The sequence below is a fragment of the Flavobacterium ammonificans genome, assembly GCF_020885975.1.
Taxonomy (GTDB): Bacteria; Bacteroidota; Bacteroidia; order Flavobacteriales; family Flavobacteriaceae; genus Flavobacterium; species Flavobacterium ammonificans.
In genome coordinates this window covers 543,011-557,792 of record NZ_AP025183.1, presented here as the reverse complement: position 1 = coordinate 557,792, position 14,782 = coordinate 543,011, and the positions used below count along the sequence as shown (strand labels likewise).

General features: G+C 37.0%; 5 protein-coding genes. All 5 read left to right on the top strand.

The genetic code is table 11. The features are described 5' to 3' along the window. The first annotated feature begins 55 nt into the window (after positions 1 to 55). The 5 genes from LPC23_RS02540 (at position 56) to LPC23_RS02520 (ending at position 14,697) form a co-directional block, all read left to right on the top strand. Entirely contained in the window at positions 56 to 1,498 is a 1,443-nt protein-coding gene (locus tag LPC23_RS02540; protein WP_229330857.1) for a T9SS type B sorting domain-containing protein, read from the top strand. 1 nt (position 1,499) lies between these two features. Next, a complete protein-coding gene (locus LPC23_RS02535; RefSeq protein ID WP_229330855.1) occupies positions 1,500 to 3,566 on the top strand; it encodes a PorP/SprF family type IX secretion system membrane protein in 2,067 nt (688 codons plus the stop codon). A 73-nt stretch (positions 3,567 to 3,639) separates the two neighbouring features. After that, on the top strand, positions 3,640 to 12,357 hold the full coding sequence (locus tag LPC23_RS02530) for a T9SS type B sorting domain-containing protein (RefSeq protein WP_229330853.1): 8,718 nt from the start codon (positions 3,640 to 3,642) through the stop codon (positions 12,355 to 12,357). 17 nt (positions 12,358 to 12,374) lie between these two features. Beyond that, the gene (locus LPC23_RS02525; protein WP_229330850.1) at positions 12,375 to 13,349 is read left to right on the top strand and encodes a PorP/SprF family type IX secretion system membrane protein; all 975 of its coding nucleotides are present in this window, start codon (positions 12,375 to 12,377) and stop codon (positions 13,347 to 13,349) included. Positions 13,350 to 13,509: 160 nt separating this feature from the next. Then, positions 13,510 to 14,697, top strand: coding sequence for a phosphoglycerate kinase (locus LPC23_RS02520; protein ID WP_229330848.1), 1,188 nt, complete (start codon positions 13,510 to 13,512; stop codon positions 14,695 to 14,697). Positions 14,698 to 14,782: the final 85 nt, after the last annotated feature.

The following is a 14,782-nucleotide window of genomic DNA, read 5'->3' as shown; positions in this document are numbered from 1 at the left end:
CCACTTCTACTTTCAAAAAAGCTCATTTACAATAGAATTGATAAAGCCCCCTACTATGATTCTATCTTTAAATAAGTTTTTTTGTATGCTATTGTTTTTGGCTTTGCCAATAACAAGGACAATTTATGCACAAACGATCACTCCGCAAAGATTGGTCTTTTCAAGAATTTGTGCAGGTAACTTCAATGGTTTTGACGCCACCTTCAACCATTCAGGTTTTGCAGCGGGAACCGAATTTGAAGTGCAACTTTCCGACCCTAACGGTAGTTTTGATAATCCGACAGCTACCACAAAAGTTGCTACTACTACAATTTCATCTTCCCAAAAACGAATCCGATTTGCCATTCCCTCAACACTTGTTGGGTCAGAAAATTACAGACTGAGAATAAAGAGTTCTACAGGTTTTTTAAGTGCGCCTTTTCTCAATGCAGCTTCAAACAATTCGTTTCCGGTTTATTATAAATCTTTTGAAAATTCTTTTTCGATCAATAAAAAAGAGAATGCCGCTTCTTTATGTCCTGGCGGAATAATTGCTATTCCCATTGACAACACCACGCCTACTATTCCGGCTTCTTCTCCACTAAATTATTCCAATTTAAAATACAAATGGTATCAAAATAATGTAGTTTTACCAGGAGCAAGTTCGAGCACGCTTTCTGCTTCTAGTGTAGGAACGTATTATGCCGAAATTGATTATGGAAGCTGTTCTGATGCCAATTTTAGTTCGAATCGAGTGACAATCACTCCAGCGGCTATTACCATGGCGACTATAGTTTCTAGTCAAGGAAATACTTTTTGTACGGCTAATTTGACTACAGTCTTGAGCACTCAAAAAGGGAATTCCTACCAATGGTTTAAAGACAATGTAGCGCTATCTGGAGCTACCAATCCTACTTTTGAAACCAATCAAGCGGGAAATTATGCGGTGAATGTCAACTTTGGCGGCTGTGAATCCAAAGCCAGTATTGATTTAAAATCCATTTCAATTCAAGGAAGCTTAAATGAGTCGAGCCCAATTCAACTTGTTCCCAATACTACTACCACGGTTTCGGTTAGTTCGGATATTGTAGATCCAATTTATGCGTGGTTTAAAAACGACAATCCGATTACGAATGCTACTTCAAACTCTTTGGTTTTGTCTGAAGAAGGAAATTATAAAGTAAAATTGACTCATCCCACTTGCCCTGTTTCGAATGAAATTTCGTTTGAAGTTCAATTTACATTTGACCCCAACATAAAGGAAATCCCCAATTTAATTACGCCCAATAATGATGGATTTAATGATACTTGGCAGCTACCCTTGCAGTATACTGCGGGCAATAATGTAGAAGTGGTAATTGTGAGTCCAATTGGGGAAGAGGTACTGCGAACAAAGGAGTATAAGAACGATTGGCCAGAAAGCAGCTCTAGTTTAAAAACGAGCCATTCGGTATATTATTATTGGATCACATCGCCTAACGAATCAGTAAAAAAGGGGTCAATAACCCTAATTAGATAAAATGAAAAATTATCTTGCAATAGTTCTATTTTGTTGTTTTCAGCCCCTATTTGCGCAGTCGGAGGTGGTGACTTCTTTTGCAATACCCATTCGGAATTCATTAAAATTCAATCGCTTTCTACTTCATCCTGCTTTTTCATTTGTGCGAGAACAAGCGCCAGTGGTCACCTTTTATAACAAGCGCCAATGGGTGACTTTTGATAATGCACCACAAACCTATTTAGTAAGTTACTCCGGAAGATTTTTACAAAACGAAGGAATAGCAGTAGGCTTGTTTCAGCAAAACGAAGGAGTCTTAACTACTTTTGGCGCTGTAGCTAATTTTGCTCATAATATAGAATTACAACGGGATAGTAATCTAACTTTTGGATTGAATTTAGGCTTTTACAAAAGCGGCTTGAATGCCTCTAAAGTGATTACGAATTTTCCAGATCCTCTTATAGAAACCTTTCCCTCTAGCTCTTATTTTGTATTGAATCCAGGCATTAATTACGGCACTTCCTTTCTTGATTTTGGGGTGTCAGTGAATAATTTTTTGGTCTATAATTTAAGAACGTCTGAACTTGTAGTTGACGATCCTGAAAAAAGTGTTTCGGTTCATTTGATGCACACAGGCTATATAGAGGGGAATGGTTTTTTTGATAAAAGTAAATTCTCGGGATTACTACGGTCTGAATTTAGAAAAGATAAAATCGGTATTTCTGGTTTGGCAATGCTAACGATACCTAATGGGGTTTGGACACAATTAGGATACAATACCATTTTTGGAATTTCGGGTGGTTTAGGGGTTAACATTAGTCAATCGATTGCTTTGGAGTATAATTATGAAAGAGGATTAGGCAATTTTACCAATTTTGGAGCCTCGCATGAAATAGGTTTTGCTTATAAATTCTCTAACCGCAATTCGAATTATGACGAAGACGATTTGGGTTCCATTATCCCTCCGGCTTCTGAGAGAGGGATTGCCTATTCAAAACCAAAAGCAGTTCAAAAACCAAAAGAAAAGACGGCGCCAGTAGTTTTAAAAGAATCTGTTCAAGAAAAGCCAATTGCGGTTGTAACACCTACACGCGACACTGTCGCCCCACCAAAACAAGTAGTTGAATCGTTGGTTACAAAAGATACGATTGTGACTACATCTGCTTTGGCGAAAGCCCAGCCTCAAAAAGACACAACAAAGGCTAACCTGCCAAAACTAAAAGACAGAGAATTTGTTGCGATTGATAATTTAACAGCGGTATTGGCGGTGACCAAGACCAAGCAGGATAATTTATTGAATCGATTAACGGTTACTATTGCCCAAAGAGAAAACGATTTGGCACAAATGAAACAAGAAAATGATTTGAGCGAACAAGGAATTTACACAGAACCCAAACCTTTTAAAAGCAGTGCTCTAGAAAATAGCGAATTAGAATTATTACAAACTGAAATTACGGCCATAGCCAAAGAGCAAAAAGATAAAATTAGAGAATTAGAAATCGCCTATTCTGAAAAAATGAAAAAAGGCAATGAGCAAGATGAAATTTTGTTGAAAGAATATGCTGCGACTATCCAAAATTTAAAAGAAGAACACCTGGCAGCAGTGCAAGCGAATGCTGATTTGAATCATTCTTTAGAGCAGATTAAAGAAGCTACTGAAATTGAGAAAAAACGCCGCATAAAGCGCGCTTCTTTTGTGAATGTTGATGGTCGTTTGGCACAAGATATCGCTACGTTGAAACGAATTAAAGAAACTACAGTATTGAGTACAGTACCGCTGAAATCGAGTGATTTTGATTCAGGTGAAGTTCAGCCCGAAGTACAAATTATTAAAGGCAATAAAAATGTATCGCCAGGATATTATGTTGTCATTGCAGTGCATAATGAAGTGGCTAAAAGAGATGAGTTTTTAACCAAAACAGTAGCTTCAGGAGAAGCCAATGTGAACTTCTTTTACGATGCTAATTCAAGTAAATATTTTATTTACTATGAATCATTTGAGACTATAGAAGCTGCAAAACAAGCGTTAAATAAAAAAGGAAGTGCTCCATATAATGGCGCAATGACTATTGTTAAATTGGAAAAATAGAGGGAATAATTGGATTTTGTTTTTCGCGCCCTTCAGAAAAATGAAATATAAAATGTAAAAATACGATCCCAAAATGAATTGGATAAAATGGAATAGAAAAGTGCTTAAGCTTCTGCAATTTGTGTTGCTATTGCTACTTCATTTGAATACAACCAATAGTTTTTCACAAAGTTCCAATCCGGCAATATCAGTTGCCGATTTAGTTTCAGAATGTCCTGATACGGGGATCCAACTTCCTAAAATCTTTTTATGTGGTGCAAGTTCTAGTCGTCAAATTACTATTAGCTCATCCAATGTATCTAGCGTCATTTGGGAAAAATTAAACGAAAGCAATTGTCCCGCGGTATCAGAGGATTGTCCAATTACCACCGCGAGTTGTTATACCATTGTTAGTACAGCCAATAATTTTTCGGCATCCGTAGCCGGATATTATAAGGTAACAATCAATAGTTCGACAGGCAGTCCAAGCATTTTTTATTTTAATGTATACCAAAATGGATTAGACATTCCAGTTACAAAAACGGACATGTATTGTGGTCAACCAGGAGAAATCAGGGTGGCGCAATTAACGGGTTATGAATACAGCATAGATGGAACGAATTATCAAGCTTCCAATACATTTTCTGTTTCAACAGCGGGAACTTATAATGTCAAGGTAAGACGAGTGGGTGCCACACCAACAGATTGTGTTTTTGATATACCAGTTACCATAACCAATAATGATATGGTGGTTGTTGCATCAGTAATTCCATCCACAACATCAGGGCAGCAAGGCGATGTTAAATTAAGCGTTTCGGGAGTTAGAGAACAGTATTATTACAGAATTTGGCAAGGAAGCCAACTGATAAGTGAAAAGAATGCTTCTTTTGATAACGAACATCTTTTTCCCAATTTGAATGCAGGAACCTATACTTGGGGGGTAAGAACAGATGATTGCAATTTATTGAAAACAGGGGAAGTTACGATTAATTCCATAGCTTCGTTTCAAATCACACCAACCGTTCAACCGGTTACTTGCCAACCGGGAAGTATTAGATTGCAAGTTTCAGGAGGAACCGCGCCCTATCAGTATTTTTTTAACGGAAATACCACACCAACTAGCGATTTAATTCCTGTTCCTATAGCAGGAACTTACATTGTTAAAGTTTTAGACACTAATGGCTTAACAAATCAAATTAGTGTTACTGTGCCGTTACAACCCGCACCCCTTTATACCATTGAGGCAACAAACGAAAATTGTTATTTCCCTAATTCATGGCAAATTAAATTTAACGTTACCAATCCAAAAGGCAATAGTTTGCGATACAGTATTAACAATGGCACAACATTTTCTACAAACCCAATTTTTAATGGCTTATCGGCTACTCCAGCGGGTACTACTTTTAAAACCGTAATTGAGTACACTTATGGCGGAGTCAAATGCACCGAAACAAAAGAGGTTACTATAATTCAGCCTCAGTTTGGATTGTCAGCTGTTGCAGGCGTTTCAGAATTAATAGGATGTATTTCTACCGACTTAGATAAGGCGAGAATCCGAATCACCAATCCGCAAGGAGGAACTGAGCCGTATGACTACAGTTTTGATAATCGTGCCTCTTGGACTACTTCTACTACATCTTTACATTCTGCGGGGAAATATGTGTTTTATATCAAAGATAAAAACGGATGTGTTTCGGCCTTGCCAGAAGTTACAGTAGAAGATATTGGTGTTCCAAATATAACAGTAACAAATCAGTCATTCAATTGTGATGGAACAGCAAATAGTGTGATCAATGCTACCACTACAACCAATACCGTTTTCAGTTATAGGTATTCATTGGATGGAGGTGCTTTTCAAACATCTCCTAATTTTTCCAATCTACCTTCAGGACAACATACGGTTGAAGTGAAATACGAACCCTTATTGGTTCCAACTTATAGTAATTTATTGAAGGAAGACTTTGGCTATGGAGCTGATACGACTTCGCCAGGGATGAGTGCGGCCTATTGTTTTGAGAGACAGGTAGCGCCAATTACTTGTAATGCAAACAGGGGTTGGGGTCTAAATATTAACGATGGGGAATATGCGGTAACGTCTTCTATTATTTATCCATTTGGATCATGGTATGTTCCAAAAGATCACACCAACCCTTCAGCATCTAAAGGTCGCTACTTAGTAGTCAATATTAGAGGGGATAATTCACGCCCTATTATTTATGAAAAAATAATCAACGAAATTATCCCTAATCAGCTTATCAATGTGGAGTTTTATGTCACTAACCTTTTAAAAATAGGTACAACTCCAACCAATCCTAATTTGAGAGTGGCTATTGTTAATACAGCTGGGGTTGAAATTGATTTCTATCAAACTGGACCAATTCCTAAAACAGAAACATGGCGAAAATACTCAACACAACTCAATCCAGGGAGCAATACTACTTTGCGATTTCAAGTACGATCTATTGAGCAAAATCAAAATGGTAACGACGTGGCAATTGATGATATTACAGCCTACCAAATTCCTAAATTATGTGCTTCTTCCCGAAAAGTTATATTTAATGTCCCAACAGGGAAAGATTTTGCCGCTTCAATAACCAATACTAAAAATGTAACTTGTCATGGATTAAGTAATGGAGAAATAACCATTGCGGCTCAAAATTTCAACACCACTTCTGGCTATCAAGTTTCAAAGGATAATGGAGCAACTTGGCAAACAGCTATGACCTCTCCCTTTACCATTTCAGGTTTAGGAAGCGGAATTTACAATGTAAAAGTCCGTTATAATGCTACCGCAACCGGAATTTGTGTTAAATCATTTTCGCCTATAACAATTACTGTTCCATCGCCATTATTGCCTTTGGCTAGTGTAACAACTGCAGCGACTTGCAGCCGAGGCGCTACCATTACAGCTTCTTCTAGTGGAGGAACACCTTTTTATCAATATGAATTGTGGGATGAACTCAACATAAACAAAATACGCCCTGCTCAATCTGGTGTTTTTGAGAATGTGCCAGTTGGAACTTACACAGTTCGCGGACTCGACGCTAATGGTTGTGGTAATACGAGTCCGGTTCCTGTTATAGTTGTACCACCTCCAATACCTGTTCCAACTGTAGATTTTAGTTCTGATTTATGTTATGACGCTGTGAATCAATCGACTATAAAAATAAATGTCGCTTCTGGAACAGCGCCTTTTTCGTTTAGTTTAAATGGTGGCGCTTTACAAAATTCAAATACTTTTACAAATGTAGCGCCAGGTACACACAAAGTAGAAGTTACAGATGCCAATAATTGTAAAGCGACTACCCAGGATATTACAATTGGCAATGAATTAAAAGCAGCAGCTGTTTTAACCAAAGCCTTGGATTGCACCACAAGTCCAGATGCCAAGATTAAAGTAACTTTTGAAGGAGGCGTGAAGCCTTTAAAATACCTAGTAAAAAAAGGTACTGCTACAATTTCCTCCGATATAACGATACCAGTTGGTGATTCTTCGTTTGTATATACCATTTCAGAAACCGATGCAGGAGCCTATAGTTTTACTATAACTGATACCAATGGATGCTCAAAAACTACTAATGCAGTTATAGTAAATCCTAAAGTAAATCCTGAAATTTTATCTTTTACCGAAATTCAATCCATTTTATGCCACGGTGACAACACCGCCGCTATTCAGGTTAATTTGAATACAGCTAAGGGAATAGCTCCGTTTACGTATTCAGTAAAAAATACAACAACGAATACGAATTATGGCAGTCAACTTTTTAGCTTACCCGCCGGAAATTATGAGGTTACGGTTACGGATAGTAATCTTTGTACTGCTAAATTGAATACAATTATTTCTGAGCCAGCTAAAATAATTGTAACATCTCGTGCGGTTGACATTAATTGTAATAAATCTACTGGAGTTTCAAAAGGTTCTATAATAATTGATAGTGTTACTGGAGGAAAAGCGCCTTATGATTATTATGTTACAGGATTAAATAATTATGATAAAAAAGAAATTAATAATCTAGGAACTACATCATATACATTTGATGTAGTAGATTTTGGATTTTACCAAATCAATGTGGTAGATAGTAACGGTTGTTCTGTATTAAAACAAGATGTTAAAGTAGCTTCACCTCCAGAAGATTTAGACATTACAGTGGCAACCAGTACAAATTGTACTACAGGAGGCGAGGCAACTGTTTCAATTGGAAGCACTACAACAATTACCTCAACAGGGCCATTTTATTTTGCGATTTATAAACCCTTACTAACCTATACTACAGGCGATCCCAATTGGCAACCTGTTAATTCGTCTAACGAGGCAACGTTTAGGGAATTAATAACTGGTGTCAAATACACATTTGTGGTTTATGACCAAGCAACGGGCTGTTATTACTATGAAACAGCTGAAGACGCAATAAAAACTAAATCTACATTAGTTATAAGCAATCCTCAGGAAAAAAACATAACTTGTAAAGGCGAAGATGATGGTAAAGTATCGTTCACGGTAACAAACAACTATTCTGTTGATACACCAATTTCCTATCAGGTTTATAATTCGCAATCGTTAGTTCCTGTTTCAGGAGTTTCCGGAATTATAACGATTAGTCCAAATAATAGTGTTGCAATCACCGATTTAGGCGATTTGCCTTTTGGAAATTATTTTGTGTTGATAAAAGAAGAAACCGGCGCTACAAATGAAGGATGTAGTATAGCATCAAAGACATTTAATATCACAGAGTCTGCAATTGATTTGAGTATTCTTCCCAAAGTAATCAAAAACGCCAATTGTAATGAAAAAGGGATGATTAGTGTTCAAGCCAAAGACGGTACAGCACCTTATCAATATAGAGTTGAGCCAAAAAATACTTCAGGTAGTACTGGTTCAAGTTTAATTCCTGTGCCTCCGCCTCCTTCATGGTCAAATACCTCTTTATTTTCTGTTGATGCTGGTGAATATACTGTTTTTGTAAGGGATGCTTACGGTTGTGAGAAATCAATAGCAGTCGAAGTAGAAAAAGACTCTGAACCCGTCATTACTTTATCGGTTCCCAATGAATGCCTACCCGAAGGGACTTTTACAATCAATTTAACAACAACGACCGCAGGAATCGCGCCTTATTATTTGAGTGTAAATGGAAGCGTTTTTACACCCATTACATCGGCATTCCCTTATAGCTTGTTGAATCAAAATTCAGGCAACTATACCATTACTATTAAAGATGTAAATGGTTGTAACGATACTAAAAACATAACGATTTATAGCCCTTTGGGATTGTCTTCAACCGTTATCAAACAGCCCTCCTGCGGACTTAATGATGGCGAAATTCAAGCTATTCCTGTGGGTGGTTCAGGTAGTTTTGAATATAAAATCGATACAGGAATTTATGGTACTAGTCCTATTTTTTCAGGATTGAGTTCTGGACCGCATACAATTTATTTAAAAGACAATAGCACGCTTTGTGAAAAGAGTATTTTAGTAAATCTGGAAGTTCCAACGTCAGTAACAGGTTTAACTTTAACTTCAAAACCGGTTAGTTGTCATGGAGGAAGTGATGGATCCATAACAGTAACCATAGCAACGCCTGCGCCAGGAACAAATGATAATCCAGTTTATACATACAGCCTAAACGATGGAACTCCACAAGATTCCAATATTTTTACAGGTTTAGCTGCGACAAGTTATACTGTTAAAGTAATTTCAGGAAGAGGTTGTGTAGCAACAGATTCGATTTTGGTTAGCGAGCCTGCCCTCATTCTTGTTCCAGCACCAACTGTAGTCGAATTTGGCTGTAATTCGACCAATAATTTCAACAACGCATCCATTACGGTTAGTGGAGTATCAGGCGGTTCTAATACTTTCACCCAATATGAATTTATAAAAAACGGGACTCCAGTGCAGTTTGGGCCTAACCCAACCTATATCGAAACAGACCTAAATGGAGACAGTTATACTATAAATGTGTATGATGACAAAGGTTGTTCAGGAAGTACTTTAGCTCCCGTAACAATCCAACCGTTTTATATTTTAGATCAAATCATTGTGACCGCTACTAATGAAATTAGTTGCTCGTTATTAAGTGAAACTATTCAAGTTTCAGTAACACCAACAACAATTCCGTCAAGCGATTTAGAATATTCGTTAATTCCAGTTTCGGGAAGTTTGGTAGGAACCTCTTCTAATCCAACTGGAATTTTTTCAGGTTTAACCGTTGGCGAATACCTAATTACAGCTCGAAACACTGTAACAAATTGTACCATACAAGAAGTACATACCGTTAATGAACCGAATACGTTTGATATAACCATTGATTCGGTCGTAGATGTTAGTTGTTTTGGAGGGGCCAATGGAAGTGCTAACATAACTTTAATAGATAGAAACACGCCAAGTAAAGCAGGTGCTTTTGATTATACTATTAAAGATAGTTCAGGAATAACAATACAGTCTTCAACCTCTACCAACGCTGGTCCAATTCCAATTTCAAATCTTAAAGCAGATGTCTATAGCATTACAGCGAAATTGACTAACGCTCCGTTTTGTAGTGTAACTAAAAATTTCACAATAAGTCAGCCTACTGCCACTCTTAATGTAAACACAACACTTTCAGAAATCACTTGTGCAATAGGGAATACCGACGGTAGAATTACCGCTTTGCCAACGGGAGGTTGGTCAGATTTTTATGAGTTCAAATGGGAAAAAGCAGGAACGGTAATAGAAAACTGGGGCGATGTTTCTGAATTGACCAACTTAACTCAAGGAATCTTCAAACTATATACGAGAGACGCCAGAGGTTGTATGGTTGACACACAAGTAGAATTAAAAAACCCTAATCCAATTGCACTATCCGCTGCTGCTGACAAAACCCAATTACAATGTTTTGGAGATCAAAATGCTACCATTTCTGTTTCAACGGTTTCAGGAGGACAGGGTAGTAATTATTGGTACACTTTGAACAAAACAAGTCCAAATCCGCTGATTTTAGGCCCACAAACCGATACTAAATTTGAAAACTTAGGCGCAGGAATTTACACGCTAACCGTTACTGATAATTGGTCTTGTACCGCGCCACCTGCACAAATTACAATTAACGAACCCAATAATGTTGTAGCTACATTGTCTTTGTTAACTCCTCCAACATGTATGAATCCAGCACAATTGGATTTACAAATTACGGGAGGAACTCCTCCATTCAGTTTCAGTACAGACGGCAGTAGTTTTAATTTAATTTCTACAACACCTCTTCCTTTAACTGGAGCAACTGGCGTGAATCGTTATTTCATCAAAGATAATAATGGCTGCGGTTCTTATGTTTCCAATGATGTAGTGGTGGCAACCCCAGTAGGATTAACAGTAGCGGTAGATACTACTTTTGCCAAAATAAACTGTTATGGAGAAAGCACTGCGACTATTTTGGCTTCAGCCCAAGGCGGATTAGGCAATTATTTTTATACACTTTTAGATGAGGGAAATAGTATAATTAGAACAGCCCAACCCACTGGAATATTTGCAGGACTTCCTGCCGGAAAGTACAAGGTAAAAGTAACAAGCGCTGATTGTAACCCTGTGGAATCTTCTATCATCGCAATAACCGAACCGGCTGCCAAATTAAATCCTAGCTTTTCTTTAAAAAACGCATTATGTGCCGGATCCAATGACGGTTCAGTAAAAATTACTTCTTTGGGAGGAACGGTAACAATTAAACATGCGATATCTCCTAATTTAAGTCAGTTTACTGAATCGGATCTTTTTCAAAATCTAGCCCCAGGAGACTACGATTTGCTTGTACAAGACGCCCTCGGGTGTTATGAAAAAACAACTTTAAGAATCACCGAACCACCAGTTTTAAGTGCGGTGACAATTCCCTCTTCGATTGTACAAGAAATTTGTTTTGACGATAATAATGCTCAGTTTAGTATAGTTGCTTCGGGTGGGACTTTGCCATATAGTGTTTCAGTAGACAATCCATCAGGTCCATTTACAACTGGCACCGCGATTCAAACACAATTTAATTTTACTAATTTGACGGGTGGAAATCATACCGTTTATATCAAAGATGCTAACAATTGTATTTTGAATTGGACAGTAGCTCTTGACAATGCTGTAAAGTTAAACCCAACAATATCTGTCAATTATGATTGTGTTAGCAACGCACAAAACAATCTGGTAACAGTACAATTAGACTCAAGTATCTCCAATACCGCTTTGGTACAATTTGCTTTAGATGGAGGGATTTATCAAGCTTCAAATACATTTTCTAATCTTAGTCCAGGAGATCATTTTATTAGAGTAAAACACATTAATGGATGTGTTAAAGACACTCCTGTATTTACGATTTTAAAAATGGACCCTTTAATTTTGAGTTTAAAAGCGGGAGGCTTAAACGAAATTATTGCAGTTCCTAGTGGAGGCGGAGGCAATTATACTTTCACATTTGAAGGGGAATATTATGGTTCAACTCCCAATTATATTTATTATGCCACTCAAGATTATTTAGTAACTGTTAAAGACGCTAACGGATGTATAAGCTCGGCTACCCAAAAATTCAATTACATAGACATTTGCACCCCTAACTATTTTACGCCAAACGGAGATGGAATTAATGATACCTGGGCACCTGGATGTACTATTAATTACAAAAACCTGACGTATACAATATTGGATCGTTACGGACGAGAATTGGGAAGCTATCGTTTGGGTCAAACTTGGGATGGAAAATACCAAGGAGCAGAGCTTCCTTCAGGCGATTATTGGTATGTGTTAAAGCTCAATGATCCAAAAGACGACAGGGAGTTTGTAGGTCATTTTACACTTTACAGATAAAGAAATAAACAAGTTCAATGAAATTAAAATTTACATATGGCTTTCTGTTCTTATATTTTTTTGGCTTTAGCCAAGAATTACACCTGCCTGTTTTTACTCAATATTTAGCCGATAATCATTTTGTTTTGTCGCCAACATTTGCAGGAATAGGAGATAATTTACGAATACGTGCCAACGGTTTAACACAATGGGTAGGAATTAAAAACGCCCCTCAAAACCAGTCCCTCTATGCTGATTTTAGAATTAGAAATCGCTCAGGAATAGGCCTTTCGTTGTATAACGATAGCAATGGAAATACTTCTCAAACTGGCGCGAAATTTTCTTTTGCCCATCATATCATTTTAGATTATTATTCAAAACAGTATTTGTCTTTTGGATTGTCTTATAACATTAATAGTTTTAAAATTGACATTAGCAAATTCAATACCACACACGAAATCCCAATTTTAGATCCCAGTATAATTAACAACAGATCCATATCTAACAATAATTTTGATGTAGGTCTTTTGTATCGCAATAAAGGGTTTTATGCAAGTCTCAACGCGACAAATGTTTTACCAAAGAGCATCGATAGATTCACAGGAATTGAACCTAGCTTGATTTTGAATTACCAATTGTATTCGGGCTACCTAATTAAAAACAGCTATAACCGAAACATTGAAATAGAGCCCTCCATTTTTTTTCAATATTTTGCTGGAGACCAACGTTCGACAACAGACATCAATATAAAATACCGCCGTTACAATAGTTATGACGACTATTATTGGGCGGGAGTTTCGTATCGTTTTTTGAACGATCAAGCACTCAACCCATTAGCAGTAGGCCCAATGGCGGGATTTAAAAAAGCTAATTTTTATTTTGGGTATTCCTATCAAATTACATTGAGCCAAATTGCAGCCTATAATTCTGGCACACATATGATTACCCTAGGATTTGATTTCCTTCAAGGAATTAGTGATTGCCCTTGTACCCAAAGTCCGGTTCACGATTAATAGTAGTTTTTAAGAAAACAGAATAAAAAATAATTAATTACTTTAATTACAACGTTTTCGTTAAGAAAAATCTGTTTTTTATCGCTTTTCAAAATTTGTCGCTACATGAAAAGTCCTATATTTGTTCATCTACAAGCAAAAACTAAAAAAATAGAGCACAATGAAAACGGTAAACGATTTTAATTTTAAAAATAAGAAAGCAATTATCCGCGTTGATTTTAACGTCCCATTGGATGAAAATTTCAATGTAACAGATGCCACTCGTATTGAAGCTGCAAAACCAACAATTGATAAAATTTTGGCAGATGGTGGAAGTGTAATTTTAATGTCACATTTAGGACGTCCAAAAGGAGCGGAAGATAAATATTCATTGAAACATATCTTAAAAACGGCTTCAGCTATTTTAGGTGTTCCGGTTCAATTTGCTGCTAATTGTGTAGGCCCTGAAGCTAAATCAGCCTCAGATAAATTACAATCAGGCGAAGTGTTGTTATTGGAAAATTTACGTTTTCATGCTGAAGAAGAAGCTGGAGATGTGGCTTTCGCCAAAGAACTAGCATCTTTAGGAGATATTTATGTAAACGATGCTTTTGGAACAGCACACAGAGCACACGCTTCGACTACAATTATTGCACAGTTTTTTCCAAATGACAAATGTTTTGGAAGCCTACTTGCTAAAGAAATCGAAAGCTTGAATAAAGTTTTGAAAAATAGCGTAAAACCAGTAACTGCTGTTCTTGGAGGTTCTAAAGTATCTTCAAAAATTACAGTTATCGAAAATATTTTAGACAAAGTTGACCACATGATTATTGGTGGCGGAATGACATTTACTTTTGTGAAAGCCTTAGGTGGAAAAATTGGAAATTCAATTTGTGAAGATGATAAACAAGAATTGGCTTTAGAAATTTTGCGTTTAGCTAAAGAAAAAGGAGTTCAAATTCATATTCCAGTAGATGTAATTGCGGGAGATAAATTTTCAAATGATGCTAATACACAGGCGGTTGATGTAACTGCAATTCCAGACGGCTGGGAAGGTATGGATGCGGGACCAAAATCATTGGAACAATTCAAAAAAGTAATTTTAGAATCAAAAACGATTCTTTGGAATGGCCCTTTAGGCGTATTTGAAATGCCAACCTTTGCAAAAGGAACCATTGCTTTAGGAGAATTTATTGCAGAGTCAACTGCTAACGGAGCTTTCTCTCTTGTAGGTGGTGGCGATTCGGTTGCAGCTGTAAAACAATTTGGTTTTGAAGATAAAGTAAGTTATGTTTCAACTGGAGGAGGAGCCATGTTAGAAATGTTAGAAGGTAGAGTTTTACCGGGTATTGCTGCCATTTTAGAATAAACAAATTTTAAGTCTAAATCCGACTTGATTCAATACAATAGAAAACCTTAGCGAAATAATTTTAGCTAAGGTTTTTCCTTTTTCC

Bases quoted from the DNA above. Each gene is read 5' to 3' on its own strand.
- LPC23_RS02540 (WP_229330857.1), top strand. From the start codon at position 56: ATGATTCTATCTTTAAATAAGTTTTTTTGTATGCTATTGTTTTTGGCT.
- LPC23_RS02535 (WP_229330855.1), top strand. From the start codon at position 1,500: ATGAAAAATTATCTTGCAATAGTTCTATTTTGTTGTTTTCAGCCCCTA.
- LPC23_RS02530 (WP_229330853.1), top strand. From the start codon at position 3,640: ATGAATTGGATAAAATGGAATAGAAAAGTGCTTAAGCTTCTGCAATTT.
- LPC23_RS02525 (WP_229330850.1), top strand. From the start codon at position 12,375: ATGAAATTAAAATTTACATATGGCTTTCTGTTCTTATATTTTTTTGGC.
- LPC23_RS02520 (WP_229330848.1), top strand. From the start codon at position 13,510: ATGAAAACGGTAAACGATTTTAATTTTAAAAATAAGAAAGCAATTATC.